This window comes from Lentilactobacillus sp. TOM.63 (assembly GCF_030361045.1).
In the GTDB taxonomy this organism is placed as follows: Bacteria; Bacillota; Bacilli; order Lactobacillales; family Lactobacillaceae; genus Lentilactobacillus; species Lentilactobacillus dabitei.
In genome coordinates this window covers 12435-29636 of sequence record NZ_JAUCAP010000003.1, presented here as the reverse complement: position 1 = coordinate 29636, position 17202 = coordinate 12435, and the positions used below count along the sequence as shown (strand labels likewise).

Below are 17202 nucleotides of genomic sequence, written 5' to 3'. Positions count from 1 at the left end.
ATTCCCCAAATCAATTTCCACATTAAATTGTTTAAATTAATAATTACACTTATATCATATGTCAGCTGACATATAGAGTCAAATTTTTTATTAATTATTTGGGCTTGGAGAATATACAAACAGAAAACAGGCTTTCAATTTCAGCCCCGTCTGCACAATATTCTGAGAATATGCTGACTTGGAAAGGGATCACCCAATTCGGAGTTCGGTAATCAATTTTGTGTCAATGATCGCATGGTGCTCATCGTCTGTTTTCTTGATGACGCGATCTATTTGATGATTATTGATAATATAGTCATCAAAAAACTGCTTGGTTGGAACTTGTAATAGATTACGATCATGGGATTGCTCGAAACTGACTTTATCCAAAACAAGATTTTTCGGGACTGCCGAAAAAATATTTGTGATGGCTCGTAACGCCACTTCACCGTTTTTTTAAATTGTATAATCTAAGTAATTTCGATTAAAACACTGATGCCCTTCAAAGATTGTATCGCTTGAATGAGCTTCTAAGACTGCCCAATATCTGATCTCAATGGTATCTGGCCGAATTTTGTTGATAAACCGAATACGAAATAGTTCCATGCCCTTTCAACTCCTTTCTTCAATAATATGATAGATAGATCAAGGAAAGCAAGCGGGATTGTCAACAAAATGTTTGCGTTTTCGATCACATTCAATTATTATATATATTAATTCGTTTTTTATTCGATTTGAGTTCCTTTAATAAAATAACAAGTAAGGAGGTGGCTATCGTTGTTAAGTAGAACAAAACAATATCTCAGAAAAAATGGTTATTTTTATAAAAAAGAATATATTCGCCCCTTACTTACGCCAGATAACATTTATATTTTCCGATTTGGTCGTGATCGTTTAGACAATCGGTTAATTATTCGTTACAGTCATAAGTGGACCGGCAGGCAACGAATCAATGAAATTGACCTACGCCTTCACAAGCAAAAGCATCCGCGGATTTTTGATAATGAATCTGAGTTGCTGCAATATTTGGAAGGACATCTTCTGAAGCATGAGGCCAAAGTTCGTGCTCGTGAGGAAAAGGCTCAGAAAGCTCATGAGAACAATGACGACAAAGAGCATCAAGTACCTGATGGGGCATCCAAGTAGGATGCTCTTTTTGTATTTATTAAATTAACAAAGGGGAACCAACATGGACTGGACAGAAGTTTCGATCATCACAAGCAGTGAGGCTGTCGAGGCAGTCTCAAATATTTTGATGGCCAATGGTGCAACAGGCGTATCAATAGAAGACGCCAAGGATTTTGATAAGCTCAAAGCTGGCCGGTATGGGAGCCACGGAGAAATTGTGGAACCGGCATCATTAACCCATGTTGCAACTGGAGCGATTGTTTCTGCTTATTTTCCAAATAACAAAAATATTCAAACAAAAGTGCCTGAAATAACCAAACGGGTTCAGCAATTATCATCATTCGGGTTAAATCCTGGTCCCGCTGAAGTGACCACTAACGCTGTCGAAGACGAAAACTGGCGGACTGCTTGGGAAAAATATTATCATCCCGTTTCAATTACAAGAATGTTGACGGTGGTTCCAAGTTGGGAAGACTATCAACCGAAAACTGAGTTTGAAAAAATCATTCGATTGGATCCAGGAATGGCTTTTGGGACCGGAACGCATCCGACAACTCAACTATCCCTGCAGGCGCTCGAAATTGTCATGCACGGTGGCGAATCGGTTTTGGACGTTGGCACTGGCTCAGGAGTCCTCAGCATTGCCGCTAAGTTAATGGGTGCCGGTAACGTGCAGGCGTTTGACGTCGATGATGTGGCGGTTAAATCTGCAAAGAAAAATATTGATTTAAATCCAGCAGCCAAGGATATTCAAATTTCTGCTAATGACTTGCTGAAGGGCATTCATGAACACGTTGATATCGTGGTTGCCAATATTTTGGCGGAGATTATTGTGCCACTGGTTCCTCAGGCATTTGCCAACCTCAAAGTGGGCGGGTACTTTCTAACTTCTGGCATCATTAATGACAAATATGATTTAGTCAAACAGGTGATGGTTGATGGTGGCTTTCAAGTCTTAGAATCAATGAAAATGAAAGATTGGTACGCGATTATTGCCCAAAAGCCAAAGGATGAGGAGTAAATGCAACATTATTTTTTAAGCCAAACAATTAAAGTTGGCGATCAAATCCAACTTCCTGATGACGTCAGCCATCACCTAAGCCGAGTGCTTCGAGCTGAAGTTGGCGACCAAATTGAGGTTGTTTCTTCAGAACAGCTTGTTTTTCAAGCTGAAGTAAGCCAATTAGTCAGGCGAAAAGTCACCGTGTCAGTTACTAAGCAATTACCTGTGAACGTTGAACTTCCCGTTAAGGCGACAATTGTCAGTGGTCTCTCAAAGGGGAATAAACCGGAACTGATCGTCCAAAAAGCGACTGAACTGGGGGTTTCTCAGATAGTCTTTTTACCAATGAAATGGTCGATTGTTAAGTGGGATCAAAAAAGTGTTAAAAAGATCAAGCGGCTCAATGAAGTCGCCTTGAGCGCGGCAGAACAGTCACATCGAAATGTGGTGCCGACAGTGAGCTATTTAAAGAGTTTGAAAGCTCTTGTGGCGATGAATTTTGACACCAAGCTGGTTGCCTACGAAGAATCTGCAAAAGTTGGCGAAAAGGCTGAACTGCTTAAGCAGGTAGAAGCCACGCCGGTTGGCCATTCAATTGTGGCGGTGTTTGGACCCGAAGGCGGGATTGCCCCTGAAGAAATCCAATTATTGAACCAAAATGGGTTTACTAACGTTGGCTTGGGGCCGCGGATTATGAGAACCGAAACGGCGCCGTTATATTTTCTAACGGCAGTTTCCGTCCTGACCGAATTACAAGGTAGCTGAATAAACGTGTAAATCATGCTAAAATATTCATAATAGCATTCACAAACCCGGTGAGGGGTAGAATTAGAGAAGAGTTGATAAGAATGGCGACTAAAATTTGGACAGCGGACGATGTCATTAAAAAAGTGTCTGAATATATGAATGATGAGCACGTTAAGCAAGTCAAGAAAGCCTATGAATTTGCCAAAATCGCTCATCAGGATCAGAGACGGCAATCGGGAGAGCCTTATATTACTCATCCCATTCAAGTGGCCGGGATTTTAGCTGACCTTCATATGGATCCTGAGACTGTTTCAGCCGGTTTTTTGCACGATGTGGTCGAAGATACCGGCGCAGTTCTTGGTGACATTAGAGAGCTGTTTGGGGACGATGTTGCCTTGATCGTTGATGGGGTCACGAAGCTTTCCAAGATTAAGTACAAGTCCAGTCAAGAACGGTTGGCGGAAAATCACCGAAAACTACTCTTGGCAATGTGTAAAGATATCCGTGTGATGATCGTTAAGTTGGCTGATCGACTACACAATATGCGGACACTAAAATCCTTACGGCCTGATAAACAACGGCGGATTGCAAAAGAAACGCTGGAGATTTATGCCCCAATCGCTGATCGTTTAGGTATTGGAACGATTAAGTGGGAACTTGAAGATATTTCATTACGTTATTTGAACCCCCAGCAATACTATCGAATTGTTCATTTGATGAATTCACGTCGGGATCAACGAGTGGATTATATCGAAAAAGCAATCGCGGAGGTTAAAAGCGCGATTGCTGATTTGGACATTAAGAGTGAAATTTATGGCCGCCCAAAGCACATTTATTCCGTTTATCGAAAAATGGTTGAAAAGCATAAACAATTTAGTCAGATATATGACCTGCTGGCAATTCGGGTGATTGTTGATTCAATCAAGGATTGTTATGCCGTTTTAGGGGCAATTCATTCCAAATGGAAGCCGATGCCTGGTCGATTTAAGGATTATATTGCAATGCCTAAGGCCAACATGTATCAATCCCTGCATACGACAGTCATTGGCCCCGAAGGCAAGCCCCTTGAGGTTCAAATTCGGACTGAGGAAATGCACCGGGTCGCTGAATTTGGTATTGCAGCTCACTGGGCATACAAGGAAGGCATTCGTAGTGAGGTTAAAGCTTCCCAAGACAACAATAAGCTGAACTGGTTCAAACAGATCATTGAGCTGCAAGAGGATACCGATGACGCCGCTGATTTTATGGACAGTGTTAAAGGTGAACTTTTTGGCGATCACGTTTATGTATTCACCCCCAAGGGAGACGTTTACGAATTACCAAAGGGTGCCGGTCCACTTGATATGGCCTATATGATTCACACAGAAGTTGGTAATCACACAACTGGTGCGAGGGTCAATGGCAAAATTGTGCCACTGGATCATCAAGTCAAAACGGGTGATATTGTCGATATCATTACCTCAACAGGTTCTGCTGGTCCGAGTCGTGACTGGCTGCCATTGGTTCATACGAGACGGGCCCGAAATAAAATTAAGCAGTACTTTAGACAGGAAGATCGGGCTAAAAACATTGAAGATGGTCGCTTGATCATTACTCGCAAGCTGCGTGAAGAAGGATTTGATCCACATACAGTGATGACGCCTGATAAATTAGAAACGACTGCTACCAACATGCATTATCAGCATGCAGAAGATTTGCTGGCAGCCATTGGGTTTGGAGATGTTCAACCCACCGGTGTTGTGAATCGACTTACTGAAGATGTCAGAGCACAACAGAAGCGGGAGCGTCAGGATCAAGCTGAAAAAGAAGTGCTCGAAGGCCATCAAACGATCACCGAGAATACCAGTGAAGCGGCCAAAAAGAAGGCTCGTAAATCCTCAAATGGAATTGTCATCGAGGGCGTCGATAATTTACTGGTTCGGTTGAGTCATTGTTGTACCCCAGTTCCTGGCGATGAAATTGTTGGTTATATTACCAAAGGTCGGGGTGTTTCAATTCACCGAGTCGACTGTCCGAATATCGTCAAGGCTGAAGAAAATGGTGAGCGGTTGATTGAGGTTGCCTGGGCAAATGATCCGGGGGCCAGAACCACTTATGAAGCCAGCCTTTCGGTTCAGGGATACAATCGAGCTGGGCTGCTCACAAATGTTTTGACCGCAGTCAATAACGTGACCAAAACAGTTTCGTCAGTAAATGGTCAGGTGGACAATAATAAAATGGCAACAATCAGTTTATTGGTTGGCATTCGAAATCTTGAACAATTAGAACGGTTAATTAACGCAATTAAGAATGTTCATGACGTTTATTTGGTTGAACGAAAATTCAGGTAAGGAGTTAATCAATTGAGAGTTGTCTTACAAAAAGTGAAACAAGCGTCAGTATCGATTAATGGTAAAGTCCACGGGAAAATTGGTCAGGGCTTTGTCTTATTGGTTGGCGTTCAGGATTCTGATGGCCAAGAAGAAATTGACTATCTGGCCCACAAGATTCATAAGTTAAGAGTGTTCGAAGATGACAATGACAAACTGAATCTAGATATCGATACGGTTGGTGGTTCGATTTTGTCAATTTCACAATTTACTTTATATGCTGATACCAGAAAAGGGAATCGACCCAGTTTTACTGGAGCAGGCGAACCCAGTCATGCTAATCAGATATATGAACAATTTAATGACAAATTACGGGATGCAGGACTAGATGTCCAAACCGGCGTCTTTGGTGCTGATATGTTGGTGGACATCCAAAATGATGGCCCAGTCACGATTTTATTTGACACCGAGAATAAGTGAGTGACAACCAAAGAGGATGATCGTTAATCAACGTAACATTAGGTTTCCTAAGATCATTCTTGCGCCGTAGCAAAACAACCAATGATGGATCAAGTTCGTTCATCGTTGGTTGTTTTGAGTTAATATTTGAAGAATTTTCGGCTTTTTCAACAGCTTGACTCAGCAATCTCTTACAGAAGGAGCAACATAACTAAATGATCAATCAATTGTTTTGGGATTTTGATGGTACTTTATTCAACACCTATCCAAAAATGGTGCAGGCGTTCAAACACGCCTTAATTGACCTCGATATTGATGAAGTTGAAATTGATGAGCACGATATTTATCTCACGATGCGTCAGCATGATGTCGGAACGGCGATTCGAAAGAGTGCGGCCTTTTATGGCATTGACGAAAAAACATTGCGAACATTGAATAAGCGGTATCAGACGGAACTGGTTTCTGCTGCCGAACCGTTTCCGGGGGCAAAAGCCGTTCTTGCCCTTGCAGAACAGCTTGGCGGTCATAATTATTTGCTGACTCATCGTGACAATCAAGCCAAGGCATTATTGGCTCATTTTGATCTGGAGCAGCATTTTACAGATTACGTGACTTCTAACCAAAAATTTCCTCGAAAGCCCAATCCAGAATCGATCAATTACCTGATTACCAAAAATAATGTCGACAGAAAAAAAGCAATAATGATTGGTGACCGTAAGCTAGATGTTGCTGCGGGGCACAATGCAAATATTGCTGCTTGTTTGTTTGATCCTGATGGGATTATTGGTGATTCTGGGAATCCGGATATTCGGATCACCGCGTTATCCGATCTAATCCCTTGGCTGTCTAAATCCTAGTAAGCTCTCAGAATTTGATCGACCATTGGACCATTGGCCCATAAGTTTCCCCGAATAGGTTCAAATGGGCTAATAGGTAGTTCAGTTGATACCAGCCGAGTCTTTTATCGACACCGATTTTGAGTGGATAGACGGAATTATAGCCTTGATAAAATTCTTGAGAAAAGCCCCCAAAAATAGTGGTCATGGCAATATCGAGTTCCCGGTCGCCATAAAAGACATCCGGATCGATCAGCATTGGGGTGCCATCTGAAGTGAACATATAGTTGCCAGACCAAAGATCTCCGTGTAAAAGGCTTGGGGTCACTTCATGAGTTGAATAGTACTTTTTAAATTGGTTGCTCATTGACTGGAATTGTTTTTTTCGCCAGTCATTCCAGCGGCCTTTTTTGATGGCCAAATCGACAAGCGGTTGAAGTCGCTGATTGAGATAAAAGGTTGTCCAGTCCGACTGCCAAGTGTTATTTTTGGGTAAGTTACCTGCCGTAAAATTATGATCTAAGCCAAACTGCTTAGCGTGTTGTTGGTGGACCCTGGCGACCATTTTGCCGAGTTCGACTTGACTACCGCTGCCAGTATCAATCCAATTTAAAATAAGGAAGCCATCAAGGCCAACTTCACCGGTCGCGACAATTTGGGGTGTATTGGCAACTTTTCCCAGTAATTCCAAGCCTTCAACTTCATGAGCAAAGAATTCTTTTCCCCGTTTTGGTTGAACCTTCATAAAATATTTGTTGGTTTGGGTTTCCAACATGTAAGAATCGTTGATATCACCGCCTGAAACTGATTTGATAGTTCTGACGTCATCGATTGGTAATTGTTGAAGCCAACTTTTGCTTAAAGACATAGGATGAACTCCTTAATGATTATGATTTTTAAAGTAGTTTGCCAATCCAGAAACAACGTCATCGGCATATGCTTCTTGATAAGACTTGCTTTCAATGAGCTTGAAATCTTTGTTGGTGTTAATATAACCGCCTTCAATCAGAATTGCCGGTACCGAATTGTCCCGAATCACGAGGTAATTGCCAAAATCAACGCCTCGACTCCTTAGCGGTAGCGCTTGCATTTGGGTATTAACAGCTTTGGCGAGATCCTTAGATTGCCCATTGTGGTAATAATAACACGTGTAACCCGAAGCGGTGTTATCGGCATCAGAGGAATCAAAGTGAAAGCTAATAAAGGCGTTGGCGGACGCATTGATTGCCGTTCGTGGCCGCGAATAAAGCGGAACAGTTCGATCACTATCTCGGGTCATAATGATTTTTGTCCCCCGAGCCCGCAACTTTTGGGCCACTAATTTGGCGACATCTAAAGTATAGCGCTTCTCTGGTTGCCCAGTTGCGGACAAGGCACCTGTGTCGTCACCACCGTGGCCGGGATCAATGACGACCGTCGCTTCGGAAAGCTTGGTGACATTTTTAATGTCCGGATTGGTGACTAACCACGATGCCACCCAGCCGATAATTTTGTGATTATAAACTACTTTAAGCCAGTCATCTTTACGGCTGATGACCTGCAGGCGCTGGCCTTGTTTGACCTTTGCTTTGACTGAGTAGGTGACTGCCGGGCCGCTGCGAATATTTAACTGGTTTACTTTAACCGTGACTGAGTTGGAGTAGAGTGCCAGCAATAGGATGAGGAACGTGATCACGATTGCTGCAGTGGTGATTATCCAATTCTTATTTTCCTTAATCGTTTTCATTAAATGTCTTCCATTCACTCAAATAACATTATTATAGTTGAAAATTGCCAAGGAGGCTAGCTTTGTTGACGGTTCCCATCAATCGGTTCTTGACTTTTCAGTCGTTGTCAACTAATCTTAATTACAGTTAAATATTCAACCGAATGAAAAGAACAGTAAGAGGAATTGCCTGACAGAGAACATTCATTTGCTGAGAGAATGTGGTAATGATTCTGAAGTGACACTTTTTGAGTTAATGGTTAATAGTGATTGCTATTCGCGCGAGCGTTATTCTTGAGAGTTAATAAAGGTGGTACCGTGCGTTTGCACCCTTGTCTGAGGACAGGGGTCTTTTTTTTCGGAAAATATAAATGGGAGGCAACAATTAATGAAATATCAACGACCAAAAGGAACAGCTGATATTCTTCCAGATGATGCAAAAAAATGGAGCTATATTGAAGAAACTGCTCGGATGTTGTTTGAAGATTACAGGTATCATGAAATTCGCACACCGATGTTTGAAAGCTTTGATGTCTTTTCCAGAACATCTGGTGATACTTCAGACGTTGTCACCAAAGAGATGTATGACTTTGATGATAAGGGTGGACGGCACATGAGCCTGCGCCCAGAAGGAACGGCTGGTGTTGTTCGGGCGTTTGTTGAAAATAAATTGTATGGTCCGGAGCATCCACGGCCGGTTAAAGTGTTCTACATGGGGCCAATGTTTCGTTATGAACGGCCACAATCTGGCCGGCAACGAGAATTCCATCAGATTGGCGTTGAAGCATTTGGAAGTAACGAGCCCGAGTTAGACGTTGAAGTGATTGCAATGGGCATGGATTTGCTCAAACAATTCGGCCTTTCTGATATGAGACTAGAAATTAACACTCTTGGTGACCAAGAATCTCGAGATGCTTATCGTCAGGCTTTAATTGATTACTTGGATCCTCATTTCGATGAGTTAAGTGACGATTCCAAGGTTCGTCTCCACAAGAATCCGCTGCGGGTTCTAGATAGTAAAGACAAGCGGGATCAAGCCATTGTCAAGGATGCCCCATCAATTCTTGACTATCTTAATGAGGATTCGAAACGTCATTTTGATAAAGTTAAATCGTTGTTAGATGCCTTGAACATTCCCTATGTGATTGATCCTGATATGGTTCGAGGGTTGGATTATTATAATCACACGATCTTTGAGATCATGGTCAATTCAAAAGTCCTTGGCGATGGTTACACCACCATTTGTGCCGGTGGTCGCTATAATGGTCTGGTTGAACAGCTTGGCGGCCCAGAAATGCCCGGAATTGGGTTTGGAATGGGAATGGAGCGGTTAATGTTGCTGATGGAAGCTCAAAACGTTAAATTTCCAGTTCTTGATCAACTTGATGCTTATGTTGTGGGGATTGGTGAACAAACCAGCGTTGAAACCCTCCGGATTGTTCAAGCACTGCGGGCAGATGGATTTGCGGCTGACCGCGATTACCTTGACCGGAAACCAAAGGCTCAGTTCAGGACCGCTAATAAATTAAATGCCCAGTATACGATTACAGTTGGTGAAAGTGAACTTAAGGCCAAAACCGCAAATGTTAAACGAATGGCTACTGGAAAAGAAGTTTCAGTTTCGTTGAATGACATTATTCTTGATTTTGATGATGTGATCAATGAATATTTTAATGATGATGAGGAGATTGATTAGACATGAAGAGAACCACTTATGCTGGCTTGGTTGACGATAAGTTGATCGGCCAAGAAGTTGTTTTAAAAGGCTGGGTTCAAAAGCGCCGAGACCTTGGTGGCTTGATTTTTATTGAACTGCGTGACCGTGAAGGAATCGTTCAACTCGTGTTTAGTGAGGAGTTCGGCAAGGATGCGCTTGCAGTAGCCGATAAGCTTCGAAGCGAGTACGTTGTTGAAGCTAAGGGGAAGGTTGTTGCCCGAGACCCTAAAGAAATTAATTCGAAGATGAAGACCGGTAAAATTGAGGTCGACATCACCGATGCAAAGATTTTGGCCACTGCCAAGACACCACCATTTTATATTCAGGATAATATCAATGTTTCTGAAGACCTTAAACTCAAGTATCGATATTTGGATCTTCGTCGTCCTGAGATGCAAAAAAACATTTTGTTAAGAAATCGAATTATTCAATCAATTCACAGTTTCTTTGACAAAGAAGGGTTCATCGATATTGAAACGCCAACGTTGACAAAATCAACTCCAGAAGGTGCTCGGGATTACTTGGTTCCTTCACGAGTTTATCCAGGGTCATTTTATGCACTGCCACAATCTCCTCAACAATTTAAACAATTGTTGATGGGCGCTGGCTTCGATAAATATTATCAAATCGCGCGTTGTTACCGTGATGAAGATTTGCGTGGTGATCGTCAACCTGAATTTACCCAAATTGATATGGAAATGTCATTTGCCGACCAAGAGGAAATTGAAGACGTCACTGAAGGCTTCATTGCCAAGGTCATGAAGGATGCCATGGGAATCGATGTTCAATTGCCATTCAAGCGGATGGACTGGGATGAATCAATGGCCCGCTTTGGGACTGATCAGCCTGATGTACGTTTTGGAATGGAATTGAAAGATCTTTCAGACATTATGAAAGACGTCGATTTCAAGGTATTTTCAGGTGCCGTTAAAGATGGCGGCCAAGTTAAGGCGATTGCCGTTCCTGGCGGTGCTGATAAGTATTCTAGAAAAGATTTAGATCAATTTGCCGACTATGTTGAACGATTTGGTGCTAAGGGGCTCGCCTGGTTAAAAGTTACTGACGATAGCTTCAATGGCCCAATTGCAAAGTTCTTCAAGGATCCTGATCTCCGAGAAAAGATTTTAGCCAAGGCAGAAGCAAAACCTGGCGATTTACTTTTGTTCGCCGCTGACAATACCCGGGTTGTTGCCAATACACTTGGTTACTTACGAGTTGAAATTGCTAAGCAACAAAATATGATCGATGAATCCAAATTTGCTTTCCTGTGGATTGTTAACTGGCCATTATTTGAATGGGATGTTGATTTAAAACGGTACGTCGCTGCCCATCATCCATTTACAATGCCAAATGAAAACGATGTTCACTACTTAATGAACGAGGGTGAAGATCCTCATAAGGCTTATGCTCAAAGTTATGATATTATCTTGAACGGCCTTGAACTTGGTGGAGGTTCCATTCGTATTCATACTCGAGCCCTTCAGGAAAAAATGTTTGAAGCCCTTGGGTTTACTAAAGAAAGTGCCGAAGCTCAATTCGGTTACTTCCTAAATGCGCTCGACTACGGTTTTCCACCTCATGGTGGTTTGGCAATCGGCTTGGATCGTTTTGTCAGATTGCTTGCTGATCGAGAGAACATTCGAGACGTCATTGCGTTCCCTAAGAATTCTAAAGCTGTCGAACCATTGACCAGTGCTCCTCAACCCGTTGCTAACAAACAGCTTGAGGACTTGGGCTTGTTTGTTGCTGATCATGACGATCAAAAATAAACGACGTTCTTTATCACTATTTGAATCGTCTTAGGCAAATAATTGCCATTTTTAAGCAAGAGATTGGGAGAAAAGGCAATTTGATCCCAGAATTTAAGCCAAGAAAGCAATGCATTCTAGTTTTGGATGCATTGCTTTCTTGGCTTAAATGGCAGGGGTTAGTCATTAACTGCAGGCTTTAGAAAGCCAAGTTGCGTTTATCAACACTTTTCTGACTAATATTTCAGCCAATTTTGATGTATTATTGCGGCATCAAGGTTATCATAAAACCTGAAGATACTTTTGCGATTTATGAAAGGAAACTAATATGGATGACGTTTCAAAACTTATGCGTCGGCACACCTATGTTACTAAAACCTCAACTTCTCTGATTTATGCAATTCTCGTTTCGATTGCGGTGAACTTTTTTTGGACACCTGGTCATATCTATTCATCAGGGATCACCGGTTTTGCTCAGCTGCTGAATACAATTTCGATGCGGGCGTTGCCAATCACGATCTCGACTGGCCTTGGTTTGTTTCTTTTAAACGTGCCATTATTTTTCTTAGCCTGGCGGGCAATTGGTAAACAATTTACTGTTTTTACCATCATTACCGTTTTTCTATCTAGTTTTATGATTCAGTTATTGAAGCCGATCCCGTTAACCCATGACCCGATTATCTGCGCGATCTTTGGTGGGGCAGTTAATGGTTTCGGAACTGGTTTGGCTTTGAAGAATGGCATTTCAACCGGTGGCTTGGATATTCTTGGTATTGTCATCCGTCAGCGGACTGGCCGGAGTATTGGGACGATTAATATTGCCTTCAATACTTTGATCATCATTGCCGCAGCTTTCATGTATGGTTGGCCATATGCCTTTTACTCGGCCTTGAGTTTGGTTGTCAATGCAAAGGTCATGGATATGACCTATACCAAACAGCAACGAATGCAGGTAATGATCATCACCAATCGACCCAATACAGTGATCGACAGTGTCCAAAATCATCTTCGTCGGGGGATTACCATTGTTCACAATGCAGAAGGTGCCTATCGGCATGATGCGAAAACGATTTTATTCACGGTTATTTCGCGTTATGAGATGAATGAATTGGAAGAGGCCTTATTGGAGTCGGATCCAAATGCGTTCGCAAGTATCGCAGACTCAGTTAAGATATTGGGAAGATTTTATGAACCGAAACCGTGAGAAATTCGAAAGAGTCATTGGTCTAATCCTTTGTTTGAGTTCGAATTAGCAGATTGAAAACCAAGTTGTTCAAGTTAGCTTTCTTGACTGCCTGATTCATGCAAAAGGGGGATCTAGCTTGAAGCCGACGCTTCTTTCTAAAGATTCTTTAAGAAACCAGTTCTGAAAAATGTTTATGTTATAATATTTCAGTGTGTGATTACAAAATACTGAAAAACGGTGAAAATTTTGAAAGTTTTATATTTATGGCTGATTAAAATGATTTCTGGGTTGAACGTTTTTCGGCGCAGAAATAAAGTCGTTTACTTGATGAGTTTTGATGATAATGTTGACTTCATCAAAGAACTGGCCCAGAAGATGCCGCCGAAGATGAAGCTGGTCGTCCTGTATCGTCCCGATACTGAAGCAGCTGCAACCGATTTGGCCGCGTTTGGAATTGTCACTCGGCCATTTAATGATGGTCTCAAATTTGTTTTTGATTTTGTGCCATTATTGATGGGGGCAAGGTTAATTATTTGTGATAATTATTATGCTTTCTTGGGAGGGCTGGTTCATCGGCCTTCAACCAAGATCGTTCAAATTTGGCATGCGGATGGGGCAATCAAAAAGTTTGGTTGGGAAGACCCAACGACCGCTAAACGAAGTCAATTTGATAAACGACGATTCCAATCTGTTTATGATCATTTTGATGAATACATTGTTGCTTCCAAAGCAATGGGAAATGTGTTTGTTTCAAGTTATCATGAAAGTTTTGATAAGATTCGGCTGTTAGGTTACCCCAGATCCGATCAATACCTCGATCCGAAGTGGCAACAAGTCGCTCGGGAACGAATCTACCGGGCAGCTCCTGAATTAAGAAGCAGGCGAGTCATTTTATATGCCCCGACTTATCGGCCCCACCAAAGTTTTAAGCTGCCAATTGGGCTGAGTGATGCCTTGGCCGCTGATCCAAATGCGATCGTCGTTGTCAAATTGCATCCGGTGTTTCGAGATAAGGAAATCGCCGTGCGGGAAGTCGGCAATCCAAGAATCAAGTTCTATCATGAACTGGCGACCAGTGACTTATTGGCCGTTGCAGATACATTAGTAACCGACTATTCATCGGTAGCCTTTGATTTTAGTTTACTGCCCAATGCCAAATCAATGATCTTTTTCATGTTTGACATCGATCAATATCGGCGCAATCCAGGCATTCAAGATGATTATTTAGACTGGTTGCCAACCCCGCCGATTACGACGGTTCATCAATTAAAACAAGCAATTATTGACGCTAAACCAACTAATTTTGATGATTTTAACAAAAGATGGAATACGTTTAACGACGGTCAAGCAACTCAGCGGGTCGTTGATCGGTATATCCAGTTGCTGAAGTCACGTTAAGGAGTGCCTGAAAGTGAAAGAAGTTTTAACGCTATTACGAGAACAGTTTGAAAATATTGGGATTATTTTTCGGATTTCCAAGTATGAAGATAAAGCTGAGTATCAAAGCCATTATTTAGGACTTGTTTGGGAATATCTCTATCCATTAATTCAAATCGGAATTTACTGGCTGGTATTTGGTATCGGCTTGAAACATGGGAATACCACTCACGGGGTCGATTACCTGCCATGGATGGTGATTGGAATTACACCATGGTTCTTCATGAACCGGGCAAGTTTGGATGCCTCAAAGAGTATCTACCAGCGGGTTGGGATGGTTTCTAAAATGAAGTTTCCAGTTAGTATTTTGCCAACCATCAAGATTGTCAGCAATTTAAGTGCCTTTTGGACAATGTTGGTCTTTTCAATTGTAGTTGGCGGGATGTATGGTGTTAGACCATCAATCTATTGGTTCCAATGGCTCTATTACTTCATTTGCATGATTGCCTGGTTAATTGCGTTTGGTATTTTCAATTCAACCATTTCTGTGCTCGTTCGGGATTACCGAATCCTATTGCAATCATTGATGAGAATGTTATTTTATATGTCTGGCGTGCTTTTTAACTTTGAAACCAACTCATTTCCGGCACCATTCGTCCACATTTTGCAGCTAAATCCATTCTTCTATGTTGTTTCTGGCTTCAGGGATTCGATGCTATCGACGAATTGGTTCTGGCAAAAGCCAACCTTAACAGTTGTCTTTTGGGGAATGATTCTCTTCTTCCTCCTAGTTGGGTCCCATCTCCACTACAAGTTCAGATCAAGATTTGTTGATTTAATATAGTGTGGAGGATGAGCTGTTGAAAAATCAAATGATTCAGTTAATTAAATTGATAGCTCGCTGGATACTCATCGTGATGAACGATGGGTTTCTTTGTATGCGAGTGAAAAAAGGCACGGTTATTTTTGAAAGCTTTAATGGGCGTGATATTAGCGACAATCCATTTGCTATCTACAAGCAATTGGTGAAAATGAATCCTGCTGACCGGGATCATTATTATTTCAGTGTGAAACCATCTGAATATCAGCGGTTATCCAAAGCATTTCCGGACATTCAACTCATTCGGCGGTTTACTCCGGGGTGGGTCAGTTACATAGCCCGCGCAGATTTCTGGGTGATGAATTCCCGGATGCCCAAATGGTGGCATAAAAACCACCAGACGACCTATATTCAGACTTGGCATGGGACGCCGTTAAAAAAATTGGGTGTGGACATTGAACATGTCGAGATTCCCGGAACGACCACGGCACAATATCATCAGGGATTCGTTGATGAAGCTGCTCGCTGGGATTATTTAATCGCTCCCAATCAATATTCAGAGGATATTTTTAAATCTGCCTTCAAGTTCAAACATGACTTTTTAGAAGTTGGCTATCCCCGTAACGACACCCTTTATCAGGATAATCGTCAAAGCCACATCGCGGAGATTAAGCAACGATTATTCGGTTATCAGCCAAAACGGATTATCATGTATGCGCCCACATGGCGGGATGATAATTTTAAACAACAAGGGCGCTACAACTTTACGTTGCCGTTTTCGCTTGCAAATTTTTTCAAAACAGTTTCTGATGACACGGTTCTGATTATTCGGCCCCATTATTTGGTCAAAGATCACATCGATATCACTGGTTTTGCCGATCGGGTGAAAATCTTTGCTGAAGAAGATATTAACGAGTTATATTTGATCACAGATCTGCTAATCACCGATTATTCTTCGGTGATGTTTGATTATGCCAATCTTGAAAGACCAATGTTGTTTTTCCCGTATGATCTCGCTCATTATCGAGATGAGTTGCGAGGATTTTATTTTGACTATGACCAAGCCAATTTACCGGGACCGATGGCGACTGACGAAGCGGCCTTTACAAAATACTTAAAAGAATACACTGAGACTGGTCAATTTTCGGCTTTTGATGATCAATTGCGCGCATTTAATCATCAATTCTGTACTTGGGAAAATGGTCATGCAGCTGAAAAGATTGGTCAGTTGATTTTACGAGGAGGAAAATAATGAGTGAAGAAAGGTTCTTAATTGGTTCCCACGTCAGTATGAATGGCAAGGACATGTTCCTGGGTTCGGCCAAGGAAGCCGATTCATACGGCGAAAACGTCTTTATGGTTTATACTGGGGCCCCTCAAAATACGGTTCGCAAACCAATTGATAAGTTAAATGGAGATGCCGGTAAAGCCTATATGAAGGAGCATGGGCTACAAGAGGTTGTTGTCCATGCCCCTTATATCTTCAACTTGGGGAATACTTTGAAGCCTCAGAATTTTACCTTTGGCATTCAATTCTTGCAGCAAGAAATTAAACGGGCTGAAGCCATTGGGGCTAAGCAGATTGTTTTACATCCAGGTGCGCATGTCGGGGCAGGTCCGCAAAAGGCGATTGCTCAAATTGCCAAGGGCCTCAACGAAGTCATCACCAGCGATCAAAAAGTCCAAATCGCGCTAGAAACCATGGCTGGTAAAGGAACCGAAGTGGGCATCACGTTTGAACAACTGGCAGAAATTATTGACAAGGTTACAGATAATGATAAACTTTCAGTGACGTTTGATACCTGTCATACCAGTGATGCCGGCTATGATATCAAGAATAATTTCGACGGTGTTTTGAATGAATTTGATCATGTGATTGGCATTGATCGATTGAAAGTCATTCATCTCAATGACTCCAAGAACGAACAGGGCAGCCATAAAGACCGCCACCAAATTATTGGGTTGGGGACCATTGGCTTTGAGACGTTGAACTATATTGCGCATCATGAACAGTTGACCAACGTCCCAAAGATTATGGAAACACCGATTTTAAAAGACGAAACAGATAAGAAGATTAAATATAATCCCCATGGCTACGAAGTTGCGATGCTCAAACGGCAGCAATTCAACCCAAATATTATTGCTGATATGAAGGCTGGTCGGCCATTTAGTTAGGTTTTTGACAGTT

General features: G+C 42.0%; 17 protein-coding genes. 13 read left to right on the top strand and 4 right to left on the bottom strand.

Features of this window, described 5'->3' with window-relative positions:
* Positions 1 to 189 precede the first annotated feature (189 nt).
* Both QUF07_RS01025 and QUF07_RS01020 read right to left on the bottom strand, forming a co-directional pair.
* Positions 190 to 369, bottom strand: a complete 180-nt coding sequence (locus QUF07_RS01025) for a hypothetical protein (RefSeq protein WP_243685839.1) — start codon at positions 367 to 369, stop codon at positions 190 to 192.
* A gap of 66 nt (positions 370 to 435) precedes the next feature.
* Positions 436 to 585, bottom strand: coding sequence for a hypothetical protein (locus tag QUF07_RS01020; RefSeq protein ID WP_249778389.1), 150 nt, complete (start codon positions 583 to 585; stop codon positions 436 to 438).
* Between the two features lie 171 nt (positions 586 to 756).
* Here QUF07_RS01020 and QUF07_RS01015 point away from each other — a divergent pair, with 171 nt between their 5' ends.
* The 6 genes from QUF07_RS01015 (at position 757) to QUF07_RS00990 (ending at position 6482) form a co-directional block, all read left to right on the top strand.
* A complete protein-coding gene (locus QUF07_RS01015; RefSeq protein WP_056982836.1) occupies positions 757 to 1125 on the top strand; it encodes a hypothetical protein in 369 nt (122 codons plus the stop codon).
* Positions 1126 to 1168: 43 nt separating this feature from the next.
* The gene (gene prmA, locus QUF07_RS01010; RefSeq protein WP_289426612.1) at positions 1169 to 2128 is read left to right on the top strand and encodes a 50S ribosomal protein L11 methyltransferase; all 960 of its coding nucleotides are present in this window, start codon (positions 1169 to 1171) and stop codon (positions 2126 to 2128) included.
* Positions 2129 to 2875 carry a 16S rRNA (uracil(1498)-N(3))-methyltransferase gene (locus tag QUF07_RS01005; protein ID WP_289426611.1) on the top strand — a complete coding sequence of 249 codons (747 nt, stop codon included), beginning with the start codon at positions 2129 to 2131 and terminating at the stop codon, positions 2873 to 2875.
* An 83-nt stretch (positions 2876 to 2958) separates the two neighbouring features.
* Positions 2959 to 5187 (top strand): RelA/SpoT family protein, encoded by a 2229-nt coding sequence (locus tag QUF07_RS01000; RefSeq protein WP_217161324.1) that lies wholly within the window; start codon positions 2959 to 2961, stop codon positions 5185 to 5187.
* A 12-nt stretch (positions 5188 to 5199) separates the two neighbouring features.
* Positions 5200 to 5646 (top strand): D-aminoacyl-tRNA deacylase, encoded by a 447-nt coding sequence (dtd, locus tag QUF07_RS00995; RefSeq protein WP_289426610.1) that lies wholly within the window; start codon positions 5200 to 5202, stop codon positions 5644 to 5646.
* Positions 5647 to 5840: 194 nt separating this feature from the next.
* A complete protein-coding gene (locus tag QUF07_RS00990; protein ID WP_217161322.1) occupies positions 5841 to 6482 on the top strand; it encodes an HAD-IA family hydrolase in 642 nt (213 codons plus the stop codon).
* A 7-nt stretch (positions 6483 to 6489) separates the two neighbouring features.
* On the opposite strand, the gene QUF07_RS00985 is transcribed toward QUF07_RS00990, so the two are convergent.
* Both QUF07_RS00985 and QUF07_RS00980 read right to left on the bottom strand, forming a co-directional pair.
* Positions 6490 to 7329 carry a fructosamine kinase family protein gene (locus tag QUF07_RS00985; RefSeq protein ID WP_289426609.1) on the bottom strand — a complete coding sequence of 280 codons (840 nt, stop codon included), beginning with the start codon at positions 7327 to 7329 and terminating at the stop codon, positions 6490 to 6492.
* A gap of 12 nt (positions 7330 to 7341) precedes the next feature.
* Positions 7342 to 8187, bottom strand: coding sequence for an N-acetylmuramoyl-L-alanine amidase family protein (locus QUF07_RS00980; RefSeq protein WP_289426608.1), 846 nt, complete (start codon positions 8185 to 8187; stop codon positions 7342 to 7344).
* Positions 8188 to 8554: 367 nt separating this feature from the next.
* On the opposite strand from QUF07_RS00980, the gene hisS reads away from it, so the two are divergent.
* From hisS to QUF07_RS00945, 7 genes are all read left to right on the top strand, one after another.
* Positions 8555 to 9862: a histidine--tRNA ligase gene (hisS, locus tag QUF07_RS00975; RefSeq protein WP_217161319.1), complete on the top strand. Its 1308-nt coding sequence runs from the start codon at positions 8555 to 8557 to the stop codon at positions 9860 to 9862.
* 2 nt (positions 9863 to 9864) lie between these two features.
* Positions 9865 to 11652 carry an aspartate--tRNA ligase gene (gene aspS / locus QUF07_RS00970; protein WP_217341334.1) on the top strand — a complete coding sequence of 596 codons (1788 nt, stop codon included), beginning with the start codon at positions 9865 to 9867 and terminating at the stop codon, positions 11650 to 11652.
* A gap of 307 nt (positions 11653 to 11959) precedes the next feature.
* The gene (locus tag QUF07_RS00965; protein WP_054746606.1) at positions 11960 to 12835 is read left to right on the top strand and encodes a YitT family protein; all 876 of its coding nucleotides are present in this window, start codon (positions 11960 to 11962) and stop codon (positions 12833 to 12835) included.
* A 219-nt stretch (positions 12836 to 13054) separates the two neighbouring features.
* The gene (locus QUF07_RS00960) at positions 13055 to 14215 is read left to right on the top strand and encodes a CDP-glycerol glycerophosphotransferase family protein (protein ID WP_289426607.1); all 1161 of its coding nucleotides are present in this window, start codon (positions 13055 to 13057) and stop codon (positions 14213 to 14215) included.
* A gap of 13 nt (positions 14216 to 14228) precedes the next feature.
* A complete protein-coding gene (locus tag QUF07_RS00955) occupies positions 14229 to 15038 on the top strand; it encodes an ABC transporter permease (RefSeq protein WP_054746608.1) in 810 nt (269 codons plus the stop codon).
* Between the two features lie 16 nt (positions 15039 to 15054).
* Positions 15055 to 16266 (top strand): CDP-glycerol glycerophosphotransferase family protein, encoded by a 1212-nt coding sequence (locus tag QUF07_RS00950; protein ID WP_249778543.1) that lies wholly within the window; start codon positions 15055 to 15057, stop codon positions 16264 to 16266.
* Complete coding sequence (locus tag QUF07_RS00945; protein ID WP_289426606.1) at positions 16266 to 17189, top strand: deoxyribonuclease IV; 924 nt, start codon at positions 16266 to 16268, stop codon at positions 17187 to 17189. Before QUF07_RS00950 ends, QUF07_RS00945 begins: the two co-directional genes overlap by 1 nt.
* The last annotated feature ends 13 nt before the right edge of the window (positions 17190 to 17202 follow it).